Raw genomic sequence first — 17,739 nt, 5'->3', positions numbered from 1 at the left:
AAGAAATCGCACTCATTTTATTCATTCAAATATTTATATTTTTCGATGTTATGTTTCAAAAAATAGTTTAAAACAAACTCGTAGACAATATTTTAGCACATAGCAAGTGTTAAAAAACTGTCATTTTTTATTCAGTTAGTGTTTGCTTAACTCTAGCCTAATGAATCTAACAAAAAAACTTAAGAAACGACAATAAATTAATATCGCAATTCCCTTAAGTTTTTGAAATCTGCTCTATTACTCACTCGATTTTTTTTCTGTCCATATCTCCATTGGACTTTCTTGACCTTGCTCTAAAGGCATTTGCTTTAAATAAAGTTTACGTGCGGCTTTATCTTTTTTCAAATCTTCGTAAATAACTTTAGAATCACCTAATCCAATTTCTGCTGCTACATCAACTGATTCACAATAGTAGCCTTGTTTTATTCCAGATAAGTACATAACAGACAAGCACATCGGACAAGGTTCACCACTGGCGTACATGGTGTAATCCGATAAATCAAGCGTCTTAAGTTTTGCTTGAGCTTTACGTATCGCCAACATTTCTGCATGCCCACTACTATCAAATATGTGGTGCAATTCGTTGACTCCTTCAGAAATTATTTCTTTATTTTTAACAAGCACTGCTCCAAAAGGTGTTCCACCGTCACGAACATTTTCTATCGCAAGTTTAACTGCTCTTTGCATAAACTGATCCATTTAGTCCTTCCTTTCTTTTCTTACTGAATTGACTGATTTACTTACTTCAGAACTCATTTAACTATAGCAATTTAACTTGGTTTATCCAAAAGATACGTTCCCATTTGCACTGACTGTTCTCTATTTAGTTGATAGCTTTCTTCTTAAATTTCATTATTTCTTCTAAATTAGCTGCTGCAGTAACTGAACCCCCTACAATGATCAGTGCATAAATAATGCTTCTCAGCGATACTTCTTCGTTCAAGATAATTGCTCCAAAAACGATTGACCAAGCAGAATACGTTATGTTTAAAGCCATGGCTTTAGAAGCGCCAATTTTATTAATAGCTTTATAATAAAATAAATACGAAGCAGTCCCGAATAGTGCAGCCAACAAAATAATAGCTGCTGTTTTTGTTGGTAGCATAGCTATAGTGAATGACCAACCTCCAACAAATGGTATGATAATTGCTCCATAAAAGACTGTTGATGTTAATTGTCTTATCTGAAGAGCTAGCCGATCACTAATTTCTTGCGTCCTTAGTCCATAAGCGATAATAACTGCTTCGGACGCCCATCCAATAACACACATAAGGGCAAATAAGAAACCTAAAAGCATATTCGTTGATTCATTACCGCCTGGTGAATAGCCTAAAGCAATAACGCCCAAAATACTAACCGTTAAGCCAACTAGTTGATAACCTTTCATTTTTTCCTTTAAAAAGATGTAAGATAAAAGTGCACCAACTCCTGGAAATAAAGCAGATATAATGGCTGTGTACGCTGCTCCAATATAACTGATTGATAAAACGTAACCCGTCATCCCAATTGGACCGCCCATTACAGCTGCCAGAACAATTACTTTTCCACTTCTGGTTTTTAAAGCAGCAACTATTTTTTTTGATTCCTTTTTGATACCCATATAACCTAACATCCATAGGGACGAGCAAAAATCGTGGATAAAAGTACTAATAAATGGGGCTAATAAAATTGCCTGCTCAGTTGATAAAAATGGTGACATAACTAAAGCAATTCCCAATATAACTGTGTCTAGCCCCCAAAAGAAACCTGCTAATAAGCCATATGCCATATCTCATTCTCCTAGTTATCTTTTTCAAGATTTGTGTATTAATAACTCTTTTGTTTCATAAAAATAGGAATAATTAGCATCTTTTATAAAACAATCAAAACCAATCGTTTCGCCATTCCCTATTATCGAAGAGAGACGTGTAATATCACTTTCGTTACAATTCAACTGCTCGCAAATAGATTGTAAAATTATGGAGCCTGTAGAATCAATATAATGAGGATCAAATGCTCGCAACTCATCCAATGTATCAAATTCAAAGATGATTTCTTTAGAGTATTCACGAATATATAGCTCTAACTCGTCAATATGATTTGCATAAATACTTTCCCATAAAAGATTCTTTGTTTCAGGATTTTCATAGACATCTTCTAAAATTCCTACAAATTTCTTTGAAAAATCACGAGAGAAAAATACATGTCCCAACATAACCCACTTATCTTTTCCACCTATTTTTAAATCCGTTATTAGACCCGTTTCATCCGTTTCGATGCACCACTCATTTGTTTCTCCTTCTTCATAAACAGATGAATAGTAAGCTTTATTAACATAAGTCTCAAATACGTTTTGGGTAAAGTAGTTATCTGCTGAACAAATATACGTATTTCCAAGTTTTTCTCTTACAACATAGATCGATGAATGATTGTTGCGGCTAACATAATCGGGGTTTTCAACTAACTTCACCTGAAATTGATCTATTAGATAGTAAAATAGTTCTTTTTTATACCCCACAACGATTGTAATATCATCGATACCAGCTTCTTTTAATTGCAGAATCTGTCTTTCTATTAAAATTTGTCCTTTGACTTTTACTAAAGACTTTGGATATTCGTAAGAAATTGGCGCGAATCGAGAAGAAAATCCTGCAGCCATAATAATCGCATTCTCGACTTTAAGTAATGGTTCTTCTTTTACATTCATTTCGTTTATCCCTCATTTTTCTAGCTTATCTTATTTTATTGTTTTAAATCACTATTTGCCTTTGGTAAAAATTCGTCTACAACAATAGCGTAATACTCTTTAGCAAATTCATATTGTTTTAAAGCATATTCCCCAAAATCTACACCTAAAGAACTCTTGTACTCACACCAGTTGCTCCAAAGCAATCCCCCTACTGCCATATAACTATAAATTTTCATACTTGTTTCAATCGTACAGCTGCCAGAAAAATAACAATCAATCAAAAAATCAGTTTGTTCTCTGTTGTAAAGTGAGTAAATAGCAAACATTGCTACATCGAAGTGAGGATCTTGCATCGCAGCGTATTCCCAATCGATGATGAATACCTCATCAGCTACAAATAAAAAATTATCTGAAACAGAATCTACATGAGCTAAGACAAGTTCTTTAGGGAATTGATCGATTAGTTTTTCTAAAGACATAATGCGTTTTTTCACTTTGACATAGTCTTCAAAGACTGATGGCTTGCCCTTCCATAAACTTTCGTAAAATTCAATTTCTGCAAAAGGATCAAAAGAATGCGAAACTTTTAAGTCGCTAGTATGAAATTCTTTTAATTTGTTCATACATCGCACTACATCCTCTTTATTAAAAGGATCGCTCACTCTTGCCGTTTCCCAAAATTCCGTTATTTTGATACCGCTGTCATTTGAGATGTAAACAATGTGGTCACTTATATTCTTCCCCTTTAATACGCCATATACATTGTATTCATTTGACCTATTGATCAGTTGGTCCGTACCTGCACCTGGAAAGCGAATAATATAGCTCTTGTCTTTAACATCAAATTTAAAAGAATTATTTGTCATTCCTTTTTTTAAGTACGTGATATTCTTTACCTCGTCAGGTTCAATGGCCATTGCTTTAGTGATGACTGCTACAATTTCTGGATTTAAAACTTTCTCTTTTAATGCTTCATCTTGATTTCCCATAGTTTTCTTCCCTTCTTGTTGTGCGATAAAGCTCGCACAACTTTTTTATTCTTTTGTATTGAAATTAATTTCAATAACTCCGTGATGAGGCTCTTGTTCTTTTAAAGGTGGCATTTTCATATAGTTGCCATAATTTTTTGTTAAAATTTCATCATATGCTCGTGGCACAGGAAATTTGTGTCCTTCAAAATCCCACTCAATCGAATCATAAAAGAACTCTTTTTTTAAAACAAATGATTCATATGTCTGTTTACCTGTTGAAACACTCAATTCCCCTACATATTTTTCCTCTTTATGGTTAAATGTACAGACAAGCTTTGTAATCAAACGATCTATTTTATTTTTTGGAATTACTTTTAATAAATAATAAGTAGCTTTTTTAGCCGTTCTTAAACTTTTCTTCTTTTCAGTATCATTTACCCTCATAACTCTACAGTAATTGATTATTTTTAATTGGTCTATCGCAATTCGTTGAGCTCTACCTTTGAACGTCTGAGGCCTTACATGATCATAGGGAAATACATCTATAAAAATCCCTTGGTGCATGTCTACATCTTGAACGAGATCTTCAACATAGCGTGTATTATTTTTTTTGATTTTTGAATACTGAGATTGAAATTTTTTATCTGTGTGGTAATTTTGTACGAAATAATTTTCACTTAACTCTTTTTTACTAGCTTCCAAAAATTGATCGTACTCTTCTCTTAACATACAAACATCAATATCATCGTCCCAAGGGATAAAACCGTTATGTCTGATTGCTCCAATCAGTGTTCCTGAGAACAGTTGATATTGGATGTTATTTTTTTTACATAATCGATCAAACTCTAATAGAATTTCTAACTGTACATTTTGTGCCTCTTTAATACGGACATTTAATCCTGGGAATGTGAATTCATTTTTTTGCATCAATATACCGCCTTAACCGTTGATTTTAATTTTATCGTCTTTTTTACTATTTAAGTGACTCAAGCTAGAGGTTGTTTCTTATTATTCAGTATTCTCAATTTTTTTGCAAATTTATTTCAAATTGGATAAGATATAATAAGGATAACTAATTTTTTAGGAGGGATTTATTGGAAAAAGATGCAACATTTTATCGAACTTTATTTTTATCGACGTTTACTTTGAGTACCTTTACTTTCGGAGGAGGATACGTGATTGTTCCTCTAATGCAAAAACGTTTTGTGAACGAACTGAAATGGATCGATGAAGAAGAAATGCTTGATTTGGTAGCCATTGCTCAATCAGCTCCAGGGCCTATTGCTGTCAATGCTTCAATTATCATAGGATACCGGATGGCTGGTATTCGAGGAGCTCTTTTATCTGTGCTCGGCACTTCTTTACCCCCATTGATTATTATTACTATTGTGTCCTATTTTTATTTAACGTTTCGCGATAATCCAGTTATAAACGCTGTGTTATTCGGCATGCAAGCTGGTGTCGCTGCTGTAATCGTAAATGTTGTCATCAATATGGTAAGTGGCATAACAAAAGACAAAAAGATTTTACCTATTATCGTTATGGTACTTTCTTTCCTTGCAGCTGCTTTTACTTCAATCAATATTGTCGTCATTTTGTTTATTTGTGGAGCAATAGGGGCTTATACGACCTATAAAGAAGCACAAAAAATGAAAGGAGGACTAAAGTAAATGATTTATTTGCAATTATTTTGGAGTTTTTTCCAAGTCGGCGCTTTAAGCTTTGGTGGCGGTTATGCTGCATTGCCATTGATCCAGGAGCAAGTGATTGAGAAAAACAATTGGTTGACGAGTACTGAATACATTGACGTTTTGACGATCTCACAGATGACACCTGGCCCAATTGCTTTGAATGCTTCTACCTTTGTTGGTACGAAAGTAGCTGGAATACCCGGCTCGATTTTTGCTACCCTGGGATGTATCACGCCTTCTGTTATTATTGTTTTAATATTAGCCGTTTTTTATTACAAATACAAAGGTTTATCTTTAGTACAAGGGGTTATTAAAGGTTTACGTCCTGCTGTTGTGGCTTTGATTGCTTCTGCTGGGTTATCCATTTTGCTGACTGCTTTATTTAATAAAGATGCTCTTCCAATTGAGTGGGCTGAATTGGATCTCGTTTCTTTGGGTTTGTTCGTTATTGGTTTAATTATACTAAGAAAAACAAAAATAGGTCCTATCATTGTTATGCTAGCAGCTGGAATAGTTCGAGTGATTCTTTACGGAGTTACAATACTTTGATTTGCCCAGCTATTTTTTCTAACAGACTTGATTTATTCAGAGATGGATGAGTTGTGAATCTTTTTATTTTCTTTATACTGAGAAAGAAGATTTTATTTTACATCGTTCTTCCAGAAAGTAGGGGTTACATGTTTGAATTGGCATATAGTGAGATTATTCTTCGCTTAATCCTAGCTGTTTTGTTTGGAAGTGCAATTGGATACGAGCGTGAAATTAAAGGCCATGATGCGGGTTTACGGACACATATATTAGTATGTGTCGGTGCTTGTATTATTACTCTAGTTCAACTGCAAGTAACCTATAGCACGATTGAAATGGCATTAAGTGAGCCAGATCTAACTCAAGTTTTAAATACCGATATGACACGAATACCAGCTCAAATCATTAGTGGTATTGGCTTTTTAGGAGCAGGTACGATTATTGTAACTAAAAAAAGTGTCACCGGATTAACTACAGCAGCTTCTATTTGGGCAATTGCTGGTCTAGGGATCGCCGTTGGAATGGGAAGTTACTTTTTAGCTTTGATAGGTTGTTTGATTATTCTTCTTGTTTTACGTGTTATTAAAAAACTATTTCGTGTTCAAAGTTCCAAAAGAATTGAAATTTATTATATTAATCACGAAGAAACTAAACAGTTTTTGAACTCTTACTTTACTAAAATGAAAATCAATATCCTTGGATTGGATTACAGTGTTGATACAAAGAGCGCGGAAAAAAATAGTTACATCAATCTTTATACACTTAGTTTACCAGATACGAAATCTATCGCTTCTGTAGTGGAAGATCTTTCTGAATTTAAAAACATTCAGCGTATCCAAACGTTAAGAGAAAACTAAAAGAACAAAAGTGAAAACTACTCACTTTTGTTCTTTTTTTGTTCTACGTAAAATAGTGACGCTTTTAGTCACACTCCCTTCAAATATAACGTAATCGCTGAAGCGCCAACGTTTTGTAATTCTCATTGGATCTTGCACATGGCTACAAGCAACTCTATTCCTCCAGAACTTTCAGAAAAGTAGTTAACTTAAATTTATCGACACTAAAAATTATAGAGCCCTTTTTCAGTCTCTTTTAATGTCTATTCCAAAATACGTAATTTAATGCTAATGCGGCTAGTCCTGCAAAAGAAAGCCAAGCTCCCATGATCAAAAATGGTGGTTGATACATAAACGTGACTGCTGAAGTTCCAGCTTCTAATGGAAGTCCTATAAATCCTTCATTAACCAGAATCGTTTCAACCTCTTCCCCATTCACTTCTGCTTTCCATCCCTGGGTATAGGGAATTGTGGTGGATAAGATAGCAGATTCAGTCATTGTGATTGAGCCGCTAACTATTTTATTAGTAAATTGTTCTATATTTAATTGATTGGTTCTTTTTTCTGCCACTCTAGTTGAATAATCTTCATCTAGCGGAACGACAAATACCGTAATGTCTTCCAATGCATATTCTCCTACTTCAGAAAATTGAAGCGAAATTGTTTCTTCTTCGCTATTTTCATCTTGGTAACCCATGTTAAACAACATTTCTGAACGTTTGATATAAGAACTGAAACTTAAAATGTCTGATTGGCGAATGGCTTTTTTTCGTTCCCCTAATGCAACTTGAGCAGTAAAACTAGTCGGTGTTCTTGTCAAAGGATCACTGACACTTGGCGTGAAATCTAATCCTTCTAAATAAACGTAGACCTCAGCATTTTGTAGAGCAGTTGAGTCATCTAGTACCAGTTCAACTTTCCCATTAGGCTCGTTGATTATTATACCCTCTTCTTCAACGCTAGCTTTACTTGAATCGTTTGAAACCAATTGATAGTCTTCACTTTTGACCTCTAATGCTTGATCAAATAACGTTAAGTCCGTCGTGTCTACTTCTTCTGATGATACAACGACTCCATATGATAAGAACTGTTCTTTCTCAATGGGATTCAGTTGTCTAAATGATTCATATGTTAAATAAGTCGTGTTAGCATAAGCAAAAGGAAAGTAATTTTTTGTTTCCGCTACAACAAAGGAAGAACTCTTATCAGAAAGATCATCCATTACTTCGTACCCGTATGGAAGATAAGCTTCATTTTCTTTTTCTGTCAGAATGTAACGAATGCCTAAGAAATTATTGGCGATTTGGCGGTCGTCAAAACCGTTCCTTAAAGGCTGAATAAGTTGAAATTGCCCTGATTCTAATTGTTTGGCAAAATTTGAGATATATCCATTTGAAACCGATAAATATGAATTCAAGCCCATTTTTTCTAAGGTAATCATCTGATTTTTCACTTGATTATCTTTACTCGTTACCCCAATGCGAGAAATATCTTGATTTTGTGGCAGTTCTTGCTCTAGCCCGTCAAAGGTTGATAAGTAATTTTCATCTACCGTTCCATAATCTAATGATAATTCTATACTATTTTGTCCCCATGGGTAATAGTAATCCATCGCACTAAAACCTAAATCCACCATAATGATCACCAGTAAAGCGGCCGAATAGATCCACTTAGAACGCCTGGTTAACGGCTTTTTAGTTTGCTGTTTATTTGCTAAGACTAACAACAGCCACATCACAGCTGCAAAAATCAAGGGAGTGACATACGCTGCTTTAAAGCCGACAACTTGCATGATCAAAATAATTGCTCCACTGTACAGTAAAAGCACCCAACCCATTGCAGAATACTCTTTTTTCGTTAAGTTGAATCGACTGTTGAAAAGCAATGCGGCTCCCAATGAAATAAATAAAGGAATAGCAAAGGTCCAACGGTTATACGGACCTGCAAAGCCATTCATTATGGAACCAAAAGCTGGCAATAACAATATTACTGCAAACAACCCTAGGCTAATAGAAATATAACCAAATTTTTTGCGTTTCATCCATAGCAGCGGCAGCAAAAACAACGCAAAAGAAGAAAAGCCAAATACTGTCCATAAATACCGCTCAGAAACAAAAATATTTAAAATTAAAGACCAATAATACTTAACAGGGTAAACAAGCAGTCCGCTGGCAAATTTTCCAGGCTCTCTTGACGATTGTAAGAATCCCCCAACGATTGGGACGAATAATACGCTTGAGAGCAATAATCCAATCAAGTAAGAATAAATGGATACCCAAACATACGTCAGAAAATGTCTAATGGTTTTTTTGCCGTAAAGATGAAAATACCGTATAACAGCATAAATGAAAATCAATACACTCAGCATATAAAAAAAGTAAAAATTGCTGCACGCACTAAGAAAAATAATGATTATAAATACTGTATTTGATTCATTGTGTAAGATTTTTTCGATCCCAATACACAATAATGGGAAAAATAGCATTGGCATAAGAAAAAAAGGATGGCGCGTAACATTTAAAATGACATAAAAAGTAAAGGTGTACATCATTGAACCCGCTAAAGCACCCGAACTGCCAACTTGCATCTCGCGACAATAAAATAAAAAGGCGATACCTATAAAGTAAAGACGTAATATTATCAAAATATGAAAAGCAAGTTCAGTCATACTCGCAGGAAATAGTAATCCAAGATAGACAAACGGATCACCGATAACATAATACCCATAGGCACTTAGCAGGTCTGCTCCCATCCCATTTGTCCAGTCCCAAAAGGGTAACCCCACAGAAGGATCTGCAAAATAGTCTTTGATTGAAGTAAGATAATCTTTAAAAATTAGATAATGCTGTGAAAAACCGTCTCCTTCCCAGATAAACGATTTTTGCACCACTACAAAGTAGCTATAGATTCCAAGAATCATAATTAAGAACAACCCGGTGAAGAGAGCAAATGTTTGTTTGGTGATTTTTTTTTCTTCAAATAAATTTTCGCCAAGGTCTTTTAACAACTGATTCACTCTCCTTGTTTAAAAATAAAGAATTTACTGAATGCATAATTCAGTACCACGACAATAAATTGTGTGATGATTTTTGCCCAGTTTGCATCAAAATCCAATCCATCAACTAACAGCCACATACTTCCCATGTCAAAGACAGCTGATAGTAAACGAAAAGAGACAAACAAACTAAATTCTTTCAGCCACAATTGAAAAGTCGGGGTTGATGATTTAAATACATATTTTTTATTAGTAAAAAAAGCAAATAAAATTGAAACAATAATAGCCAGCGCATTTGCAACTAAGTAATGCACCCCAAGAATAGAATCAAATAAATAAAAAACAATAATATTTACAACGGTTGTTAAACCGCCAAAAATCAAATACCCAATTACCTCATCGTATTTACTAATGAGCTCTTTTATCTTTGTCATTTCTTACATCCATCTCTTTCTCTTCTTCTTTTCGTTCACGAGGAGTTACTTCGTCTTTTTCAGTTTTTCCTTCTGAATATTCTTGAATGAAGTAAACTGGTCGTTCCTTTGTTTCGATAAACACGCGACCCAAATACTCGCCAATAATGCCAAGTGAAATGAGTTGGATGCCACCTAAAAATAAAATACCGGCAATTAAAGAAGGGTATCCGTCCACATTTGTTCCAAATAATGTTGTTCGAATAATTTCAACAGCCAGATAGATAAAAGAAAATATTGAGATGCTGATGCCAATAATTGACCAAATCTTTAAAGGTATCGTGCTATAAGAGGTGATACCATTTAATGCTAAATTCATCAAATCTGAGATATTCCATTTGGTTTCTCCACCAGCCCTAGCTTCAGCTATATAAGCAATCTCTTTCTTTTTAAAACCTATCCAGCCATACATTCCTTTTGTGTAACGCTCATGTTCTCTAAGTTGAGTTAAGGCTGTCACACATTTTTTATCCAATAATCTAAAATCACCTGCTTGAGGGTAAACTTTTACTTTAGCAACTTTTTGTAATACTCTGTAATACATGTCAGAGGTCCATTTCTTTAACCATGTTTCCCCTTCGCGTTCTTTGCGAACAGCATAGACATCATCGTAACCTTCTTCCCACCAATGGATCATTTCAGAAAATATTTCTGGCGGTTGCTGCAGATCGGCATCTATAATAATCAATGCATCGCCCTTAGCATAATCAAATCCAGCTAACATTGCTGGCTCTTTTCCAAAATTACGAGATAAATCCACATACTGCACACGTGGATCATTTTGTTTAAAAGCTTTTATCTGTTCAAGGGTTCTATCTGTACTTCCATCATTCACAAATAGAAATTCAAACGCATACTGAGATAAACCTCCACAGACGCTATCTAATTTTTCGTACATTTTGTCAATTACGTCTTCTTCATTATAAGCAGGGATCAATATGGTAATAGTCTTCATTTTTTTATCTTACCTTTCATTTAATGCATCGTACTCATTGTTATACGAGTTCGTTTCTTAACTAGTATATCCTACCGAAAAATTGCCGTCTATTTTTGTTGCTTTTAAATGAGAAAATTCTCTTAAATTGATTCGAGTATCCGATTTCATTGTATGAAAACAAAAAACGGAGTAGATAACCTACTCCGAATAAAGTTGATTCATTTTTATAAACACCTTATTTCTAAGTGTTTTTTCTTATCCTTCTCCTTTTTCAAATGAAGGATATAAAGTCATTCCACCATCAACGAATAGCGTAATACCAGTTACGTAACTCGATTCATCCGAAGCTAGCCAAGCCGCTGCCGCTGCGACTTCTTCTGGCTTACCAATATAATCCAATGGAATCATTTTTAAAGTTGCTGCTTTTTGTTCTTCATCTTCAAATTTTTCAGCATTGATAGGGGTATTGATTGCTCCAGGAGCAATGCTATTTACTCGAATCCCTTTATGAGCATATTCTAGTGCAATTGTTTCATTAAATAGTTTCACTCCGCCTTTACTCGCTGAATAATGAGCAAATGTCGGCCAAGGGATTCGTTCATGGACAGAAGACATATTGATAATGTTTCCTTTTTTATTCTTTTCTAGGAAATGATTCAATGCTGCTTTGGATCCTAGGAAGACACCTGTTAAGTTTACATTGATGACCTTATCCCAGTCCTCTAACGTTAACTCATGAGTTGGGACTTTATTTTCCATTCCAGCATTATTGATCCATAAATCTAAATCACCAAAATTTGAAATAGCCGCATCTAACAAAGCCTTTACACCGGCTTCGCTGCTTACATCAGCTTGCACTGCAATTGCTTCGCCACCAATTTGTTTCAAATCTTCTACTGTTTTTTCAGCGCCTTCTTTGTCGCTATGGTAATTGATCACGACTTTCATTTTTTCTTCAGACAACCGTCTAGCAATCGCATTTCCGATACCTTTAGAACCACCTGTAACGACCGCAACTTTTCCTTCTAACTCTTTGTACATCTAATCCCTCCAAATATCTTTTCTAGCGAATAGCCACTTATATTCAGTATAGCTCAATAAAAAAAAAGCGTCTATTTTCAAACCTCGACACTTCATCTTTTATTTTCCAAGAGGTATCTTATTAATAGCTTTTACAAAAAACAAGAGTAAAATTATGGTAAAGCTTGCGTTCGATTACAAAAAAGGTGGTGGATGAATTGAAATTAATTTTTGTGCGACATGGTTTAAGCGAATGGAATAAATTAAATCAATTTACCGGGTGGATGGATGCTGATTTAAGTGAACAAGGGTATGACGAAGCACATAAAGCTGGACAAAAAATTAAAAATGCCGGAATTAATTTTGATTTCGCTTTTACATCTGTCTTAAAAAGAGCCATCAAGACTTGCCATATTATTTTAGAAGAATCAGATCAATTATGGGTTCCGGAAACCAAATCTTGGCGCTTAAATGAACGTCATTATGGAGCCTTGCAAGGGTTGAATAAACAAGCGACTATTGAAGAATTTGGGCCCGAACAAGTTCAAATCTGGCGTCGTTCGTATGACACTTTGCCACCACTATTAAAACCAAACGATTTAAATTCTGCGTTGAATGATCGTCGTTATGCCAATCTTCAAAAAAGGACCATCCCAATGGGTGAAAGTCTAAAAGTAACTTTAGAACGAGTGATACCTTTTTGGGAAGATCATATTGCACCAGCAATTCTAGATAATAAAACTGTATTGATTGCTGCACATGGGAATTCGATTCGGGCATTGATCAAATACCTAGAAGAACTATCGGATGAAGAAATCATGGCTATCGATATTCCGACTGGTCAGCCACTTGTTTATGAATTAAATGAAGAATTGATGGTGACTAAAAAATATTATTTAGAATAGTCAAAAAATCCTTAGCGCTTTTAGTTTCATTTCATTAAGTGTTCTCTTCTTTCTACCCTAAAGAAACAGAACATGTTAAACTCTTATTAAGGGTATTTCTAGGAGGATGATTAGCAATGACAGAAAAAACACTTGTATTGATTAAGCCAGATGCGGTAGAACGAAACTTAATTGGAAGTATTTTAGTTGAATACGAAAGAAATGGTTTGAAAGTTATTGAACTGAAATTAATCAATGCTTCTACAGAAATGGCAGAACAACATTATGCAGAACATAATGGAAAACCTTTCTTTAACCGATTAGTTACTTATCTTACAAGAAGTCCATTAGTTGCTCTTGTTTTAGAAGGTGAAGATGTAGTCAGTCGCGTTCGAACATTGAATGGGACTACAGATCCTGAAGATTCCCAAGACAATACGATTCGTGCCTTGTATGGTCTTAGCATGGCTGAAAATACTGTTCACGCTTCTGATTCACTAGAAAGTGCAATCAGAGAACGTTCCATTTGGTTTAACTAAAAGTTAATCTCCATTAAAAATACCTACCAAAATTAGCTTGGTAGGTATTTTTAAGTTATGTGGCAAATAGTGTTGATTTTTAAAATAAAATTTCTTCTAGAACATTTCAAGTTCTAGTTCAAACGATGTGGATGATTCAAAATAAGATTTCTGCTGGAATGGACGGGTTTGCTTGTGAAACCATGGCACCGCTTGAAGCCTAAAAGAAGTCTTCCAGCTTTCAAGCTTCAAACACAGCGTAATCGCTAAAGCGCCAACGTTGTGTAATTCTCATTGAATACTTAACATGGTTACAAGCCACCCTATTCCGCCAGAAATTTAGGATGAGTGCATGGATTAAATCTATTCGTACTAAAAATTATAAACCTATTCTTGGTGTTGAAAAAAAATACGAATTTTTTTCTATAAGGAGTTAAAAAATGAAAAAGTTTATCTTAGTTTTGATGAGTTTTATATTTTTGAGTGCCTGTACGGCAACTAATACATTACATACATTTTCAATCGACGCTAGAACAAAAGATGTTGCTCTCGAAAACTTAGTAATTGTATCAAATGAGGACGAATTATATATTCAACCAACCTATCAATTATTCGCTATTGAACACACAGACAGCGATATTGAAGATTTAGTTCAACAAGCTAATATGAATTTTTATGATAAAAATAATACTCTTTTTTACTCAGTCAGCACTGGTGCAAATCAAGAAGGAATTCTTGATACGCGTACAACTCTATTAGAAGGCGACCTGGTTGGCTTTATTATACCCACTAAGAATATTGATTTTGAAGAAAATTTATTTATCGAATTTATTTATGAAAAAAATGATCAAGAAGTGATTGAAAAAGTAAAAGTAGTTCTTCAAGAAAACAACTAATTCTTACTTGTTTATTTGCTATATTCATATGACTCATAGGGAGAAAAAAGCAAGTCGACATTCTTTTATCTATTTAGCCATAAAAAATGACCCCCAAACGTTAGATTTTGATCTAACATTTGGGGGTCATTATATTTTTTGTTGGTTTTTTAGCCTTTAGTTCTAACAGTGTGGGTGATTCAAAATAAAATTTCTGCTGGAATGGACCGGTTTGCCTAGATTAAATCTAGCACCATTAAAAATTATAAGGTGCATTTACATTTCAACAAATCCAGTATAGTCCTGACTGGTAATCTGAACATCTTTTCCATTTTTTTGATCATTATTGATTCGTTCTTCTCCCCAAACAGACATGGCGATCAAAACTTCTCTTAATGACTTTCCCTCTTTTGTTAAAGAATAAATAACTTTAGGAGGTACTTGATTAAACACTTCTCTAGCTATAATGCTGTCTTCTTCAAGTTCTCTTAATTGTTGCGTCAACATTTTTTGTGTAATTGCTGGAATTCTTCTTCTCATTTCTCCTGTTCGTAACGCTCCATGACCTAATTGGCACAAGATAATGGGTTTCCATTTTCCACCAATCACTTCAAGTGTAGCTTCCACACCAAGATTATAAATTTTTCCCAACTTATTTTCCCCCTTATTTTTCTGATAGGCACTTTTAAGTACCTATAGCACTTTAAAGTGCGTACTTATCTTTTTCGTTTATAGTAAGTATACTAACATATATAAGAAATGATTTAAAGACATCGTCTTCTTAAATAACTAGTTGGAGGAACACTAATGACTAAATATGATTTTTTAGATAGTTTTGAATTTAAAAATGGACAAAAATTAAAAAACAAAATCGTGATGGCGCCAATGACAACTATGTCTAGCTTTCATAACGGAATGATTACTACAGATGAAATAAATTACTATGGAGCGCGAGCTGGAGGTCCCGGAATGATCATCACTGGAGTTGCTTACGTAAGCGACAATGGTAAGGGATTTGAAGGTGAATTATCTGTTGCAGATGACTCAATGATTCCAGGTCTTGAAAAATTAGCTACGGCCATTAAACAAAAAGGCACAAAAGCTGTTCTGCAAATTTTCCATGTTGGTAGAAAAACTTACTCAAGGATATTAAAAGGCGATCAACCTGTAAGTGCGAGTGCTATTGCAGCTCCTTACCCAACAGATTCTGAAATGCCAAAAGAATTAACGAATGATGAAATCGAACAAATCATCGTTGATTTCGGAGAAGCTACACGTAGAGCAATAGTCGCTGGTTTTGACGGCGTTGAATTGCATGGTGCTAACACCTACCTTCTACAACAATTTTACTCAGAACATTCAAATAGAAGAACAGACAAATGGGGCGGATCAAGAGACAAGAGACTTACTTTCCCTCTAGCAGTTATTGACCACGCTGCTGATATTATTAAACAATACGCTGATCGCCCATTTATTTTAGGCTATAGAATGTCTCCAGAAGAAATTGAAACTCCTGGAATTCGTTTAGCAGATTCTCTTTATTTTGCAGATGCAATTAAAGGAAAAATTGATTATCTTCATTTATCGATTGCAAGTTATAAACGTACATCATTAAATGATAAAACTGATATCACTCCGATCTTAAACCAATTTGTTAAAGTAACAGAAAATAATGTTCCTTTAATCGGAGTCGGTTCAGCTGAAAATCCTAAAGATGCAGATGACATTTTAGCGAATGGCGCTAACTTGGTTGCATTAGGAAGAGAATTGATTCGTGAACCTCAATGGGTACAAAAAGTAGCTTCAAATGATGAAAGTAGTATCCGGAAAGAAATTAGCCTACTGGATATGGATGAATTAGCTATCCCTCCTGTAATGCAAGTTTATCTAGTTGAATCGTTTAGTTCTGTTATGCACTTCTCAACAGATTCAGCTAATGTGAACGATGATTACTCAGGACAATTTGCTCCAATGGAAGGCTACGAGAAAAAACTTTAAAAATAAGTTTAATTGGATTAATTATTTCATATTGAAGGCTAGTTGACAGACAGTATTGATACTTCATAATAAATTTTTTCTGGAATAGACAGGTTTACTTGTGGAGCCAATGGACCGTCTTAAGCCTAAAAGAAGTTTTCCGGCATTCAAGCTTCAAAAATTATGGATAAGGAATTGGATTAAACCAATCAACACTAAAAAATAGCGACCAAAAAGGACATTCTTTTAGATAAGAATGTCCTTTTTTTGGTTTTATTCTGTTCTATTCTTGCACGAATCTCGTTCAATAATCTTATGCGACAAGATAACTTTCATCGGTATTGTTTGTCTGCCTTCAATAAATTCAACCAACTTCTCAACTACCTGACTGCTCAAGTAATTAATGTGGATATCAATTGAAGTTAACGCTGGTTGGGTCATTTTAGCAAAAATCGAATTATTGAAACTGATAATTGAAACATCATTTGGCACAGATAAGCCAATATCCTTTAACAAATTGCTCAAACTCATAGCTACTATATCATCACTCGCCACTACTGCTGTGGGGTGTTTATCAGCAAGAAATAATGCTATTAATCGTTGCTTATACTCTGCTCCTTTAAAGTCTTCTGCTACAACATAAGTTGGATCAATGGCAATATTCGCTGTAGCCATGGCCTGTTGGTAACCTGATAAACGTTCAGCTGTAACCATTTCGTCCATATCGTTGCATATATAAGCAATCTTTTGATGGTTTAAACCAATCATATAATTTGTTGCATCTTTTCCGGCTAATTGGTTATCGTTATCGACATATAAGATTTCATTTTCATGCTGATAAGGTTTTCCAATAATGGCATAATTCAACTTCTCTTGATGCAAATAATCAATCACTTGATCTTCTTTTTTAGAATACAAGACGATAAAACCGTCTGCTCGACCACCCTTTGCCATCATTTGAATACTTTCCAGTAATTCTTCTTCCGTTGTCCCTGAAGCAATTGCCACCATGTATTTTTTCTCATTACAAGTCTTACTGATGCCGCGAATCATTTCTAAGAAGAAAGGATTTTGAAAGACTCCCCCGTCCGATACAGGCAAAATGATTCCAATCGTCCGAGTATTTTGATTTACTAATCCTCGCGCCGCCAAGTTAGGTTGATAACCGAGTTCTTTCATTATCAAACGGACTTTTTTCTTCGTTTTTTCGCTGATACTGGAATGATCTTGAATCGTTCGAGAAACAGTTGAGGTCGCCACACCTGCTTTTTTTGCAACATCTTTAATCGTGATCGCCATCTGTTCACTCCCTCAACCTGTATTATTTTTGTTTCTTTCCCTTATCATAAGTTAGAAACTAACGATT

At 34.7% G+C, this 17,739-nt stretch carries 18 protein-coding genes; 7 read left to right on the top strand and 11 right to left on the bottom strand.

Features of this window, described 5'->3' with window-relative positions; translation table 11 throughout:
- Nucleotides 1–237: 237 nt before the first annotated feature.
- The 5 genes from BP17_RS03625 to BP17_RS03605 form a co-directional block, all read right to left on the bottom strand.
- Complete coding sequence (locus BP17_RS03625) at nucleotides 238–699, bottom strand: nucleoside deaminase (RefSeq protein WP_035051751.1); 462 nt, start codon at nucleotides 697–699, stop codon at nucleotides 238–240.
- Between the two features lie 124 nt (nucleotides 700–823).
- The gene (locus BP17_RS03620; protein WP_035051749.1) at nucleotides 824–1,768 is read right to left on the bottom strand and encodes a DMT family transporter; all 945 of its coding nucleotides are present in this window, start codon (nucleotides 1,766–1,768) and stop codon (nucleotides 824–826) included.
- Between the two features lie 24 nt (nucleotides 1,769–1,792).
- On the bottom strand, nucleotides 1,793–2,686 hold the full coding sequence (locus tag BP17_RS03615) for an NTP transferase domain-containing protein (protein ID WP_035051744.1): 894 nt from the start codon (nucleotides 2,684–2,686) through the stop codon (nucleotides 1,793–1,795).
- Between the two features lie 35 nt (nucleotides 2,687–2,721).
- The gene (locus BP17_RS03610; protein ID WP_051910435.1) at nucleotides 2,722–3,657 is read right to left on the bottom strand and encodes a choline/ethanolamine kinase family protein; all 936 of its coding nucleotides are present in this window, start codon (nucleotides 3,655–3,657) and stop codon (nucleotides 2,722–2,724) included.
- A gap of 45 nt (nucleotides 3,658–3,702) precedes the next feature.
- A complete protein-coding gene (locus BP17_RS03605) occupies nucleotides 3,703–4,566 on the bottom strand; it encodes a LicD family protein (protein WP_035051741.1) in 864 nt (287 codons plus the stop codon).
- Between the two features lie 167 nt (nucleotides 4,567–4,733).
- On the opposite strand from BP17_RS03605, the gene BP17_RS03600 reads away from it, so the two are divergent.
- The 3 genes from BP17_RS03600 to BP17_RS03590 all read left to right on the top strand — a co-directional run bounded on the left by BP17_RS03600 (nucleotide 4,734) and on the right by BP17_RS03590 (nucleotide 6,715).
- Nucleotides 4,734–5,309 carry a chromate transporter gene (locus BP17_RS03600; RefSeq protein WP_035051737.1) on the top strand — a complete coding sequence of 192 codons (576 nt, stop codon included), beginning with the start codon at nucleotides 4,734–4,736 and terminating at the stop codon, nucleotides 5,307–5,309.
- A complete protein-coding gene (locus BP17_RS03595) occupies nucleotides 5,310–5,879 on the top strand; it encodes a chromate transporter (protein WP_035051735.1) in 570 nt (189 codons plus the stop codon).
- Nucleotides 5,880–6,007: 128 nt separating this feature from the next.
- Nucleotides 6,008–6,715 carry an MgtC/SapB family protein gene (locus tag BP17_RS03590; RefSeq protein ID WP_035051733.1) on the top strand — a complete coding sequence of 236 codons (708 nt, stop codon included), beginning with the start codon at nucleotides 6,008–6,010 and terminating at the stop codon, nucleotides 6,713–6,715.
- A 235-nt stretch (nucleotides 6,716–6,950) separates the two neighbouring features.
- On the opposite strand, the gene BP17_RS03585 is transcribed toward BP17_RS03590, so the two are convergent.
- From BP17_RS03585 to BP17_RS03570, 4 genes are all read right to left on the bottom strand, one after another.
- Complete coding sequence (locus tag BP17_RS03585) at nucleotides 6,951–9,710, bottom strand: YfhO family protein (RefSeq protein ID WP_232219594.1); 2,760 nt, start codon at nucleotides 9,708–9,710, stop codon at nucleotides 6,951–6,953.
- Nucleotides 9,707–10,114: a GtrA family protein gene (locus BP17_RS03580; RefSeq protein ID WP_198022546.1), complete on the bottom strand. Its 408-nt coding sequence runs from the start codon at nucleotides 10,112–10,114 to the stop codon at nucleotides 9,707–9,709. The genes BP17_RS03585 and BP17_RS03580 overlap by 4 nt, the downstream gene beginning before the upstream one ends.
- Nucleotides 10,098–11,117: a glycosyltransferase family 2 protein gene (locus BP17_RS03575; protein ID WP_035051725.1), complete on the bottom strand. Its 1,020-nt coding sequence runs from the start codon at nucleotides 11,115–11,117 to the stop codon at nucleotides 10,098–10,100. The genes BP17_RS03580 and BP17_RS03575 overlap by 17 nt, the downstream gene beginning before the upstream one ends.
- Before the next feature lie 237 nt (nucleotides 11,118–11,354).
- Complete coding sequence (locus tag BP17_RS03570) at nucleotides 11,355–12,140, bottom strand: glucose-1-dehydrogenase (protein WP_035051722.1); 786 nt, start codon at nucleotides 12,138–12,140, stop codon at nucleotides 11,355–11,357.
- A 197-nt stretch (nucleotides 12,141–12,337) separates the two neighbouring features.
- On the opposite strand from BP17_RS03570, the gene gpmA reads away from it, so the two are divergent.
- The 3 genes from gpmA (at nucleotide 12,338) to BP17_RS03555 (ending at nucleotide 14,417) form a co-directional block, all read left to right on the top strand.
- Nucleotides 12,338–13,024 carry a 2,3-diphosphoglycerate-dependent phosphoglycerate mutase gene (gpmA, locus tag BP17_RS03565; RefSeq protein ID WP_035051719.1) on the top strand — a complete coding sequence of 229 codons (687 nt, stop codon included), beginning with the start codon at nucleotides 12,338–12,340 and terminating at the stop codon, nucleotides 13,022–13,024.
- A gap of 116 nt (nucleotides 13,025–13,140) precedes the next feature.
- Nucleotides 13,141–13,542 carry a nucleoside-diphosphate kinase gene (ndk, locus tag BP17_RS03560; protein ID WP_035051716.1) on the top strand — a complete coding sequence of 134 codons (402 nt, stop codon included), beginning with the start codon at nucleotides 13,141–13,143 and terminating at the stop codon, nucleotides 13,540–13,542.
- A 419-nt stretch (nucleotides 13,543–13,961) separates the two neighbouring features.
- Entirely contained in the window at nucleotides 13,962–14,417 is a 456-nt protein-coding gene (locus BP17_RS03555; protein WP_035051713.1) for a hypothetical protein, read from the top strand.
- 255 nt (nucleotides 14,418–14,672) lie between these two features.
- Here BP17_RS03555 and BP17_RS03550 read toward each other — a convergent pair whose 3' ends face one another.
- Entirely contained in the window at nucleotides 14,673–15,047 is a 375-nt protein-coding gene (locus tag BP17_RS03550) for a winged helix-turn-helix transcriptional regulator (protein WP_035051711.1), read from the bottom strand.
- Between the two features lie 156 nt (nucleotides 15,048–15,203).
- Between BP17_RS03550 and BP17_RS03545 the strand changes: the two genes are divergently transcribed.
- Entirely contained in the window at nucleotides 15,204–16,394 is a 1,191-nt protein-coding gene (locus BP17_RS03545; RefSeq protein WP_035051709.1) for an NADH-dependent flavin oxidoreductase, read from the top strand.
- 252 nt (nucleotides 16,395–16,646) lie between these two features.
- Here the strand turns inward: BP17_RS03545 and BP17_RS03540 are convergent, their stop codons facing one another.
- Nucleotides 16,647–17,672: a LacI family DNA-binding transcriptional regulator gene (locus tag BP17_RS03540; RefSeq protein ID WP_035051707.1), complete on the bottom strand. Its 1,026-nt coding sequence runs from the start codon at nucleotides 17,670–17,672 to the stop codon at nucleotides 16,647–16,649.
- Nucleotides 17,673–17,739 lie beyond the last annotated feature (67 nt).

The sequence above is a fragment of the Carnobacterium pleistocenium FTR1 genome (genome assembly GCF_000744285.1).
Lineage (GTDB): Bacteria > Bacillota > Bacilli > Lactobacillales > Carnobacteriaceae > Carnobacterium_B > Carnobacterium_B pleistocenium.
The sequence above is the reverse complement of the archived record's forward strand: the minus strand, read 5'-3'. Positions and strand labels throughout refer to the sequence as shown.

Bases quoted from the DNA above. Each gene is read 5' to 3' on its own strand.
- BP17_RS03625 (WP_035051751.1), bottom strand. From the start codon at position 699: ATGGATCAGTTTATGCAAAGAGCAGTTAAACTTGCGATAGAAAATGTT.
- BP17_RS03620 (WP_035051749.1), bottom strand. From the start codon at position 1,768: ATGGCATATGGCTTATTAGCAGGTTTCTTTTGGGGGCTAGACACAGTT.
- BP17_RS03615 (WP_035051744.1), bottom strand. From the start codon at position 2,686: ATGAATGTAAAAGAAGAACCATTACTTAAAGTCGAGAATGCGATTATT.
- BP17_RS03610 (WP_051910435.1), bottom strand. From the start codon at position 3,657: ATGGGAAATCAAGATGAAGCATTAAAAGAGAAAGTTTTAAATCCAGAA.
- BP17_RS03605 (WP_035051741.1), bottom strand. From the start codon at position 4,566: ATGCAAAAAAATGAATTCACATTCCCAGGATTAAATGTCCGTATTAAA.
- BP17_RS03595 (WP_035051735.1), top strand. From the start codon at position 5,310: ATGATTTATTTGCAATTATTTTGGAGTTTTTTCCAAGTCGGCGCTTTA.
- BP17_RS03590 (WP_035051733.1), top strand. From the start codon at position 6,008: ATGTTTGAATTGGCATATAGTGAGATTATTCTTCGCTTAATCCTAGCT.
- BP17_RS03575 (WP_035051725.1), bottom strand. From the start codon at position 11,117: ATGAAGACTATTACCATATTGATCCCTGCTTATAATGAAGAAGACGTA.
- BP17_RS03570 (WP_035051722.1), bottom strand. From the start codon at position 12,140: ATGTACAAAGAGTTAGAAGGAAAAGTTGCGGTCGTTACAGGTGGTTCT.
- ndk (WP_035051716.1), top strand. From the start codon at position 13,141: ATGACAGAAAAAACACTTGTATTGATTAAGCCAGATGCGGTAGAACGA.
- BP17_RS03555 (WP_035051713.1), top strand. From the start codon at position 13,962: ATGAAAAAGTTTATCTTAGTTTTGATGAGTTTTATATTTTTGAGTGCC.
- BP17_RS03545 (WP_035051709.1), top strand. From the start codon at position 15,204: ATGACTAAATATGATTTTTTAGATAGTTTTGAATTTAAAAATGGACAA.
- BP17_RS03540 (WP_035051707.1), bottom strand. From the start codon at position 17,672: ATGGCGATCACGATTAAAGATGTTGCAAAAAAAGCAGGTGTGGCGACC.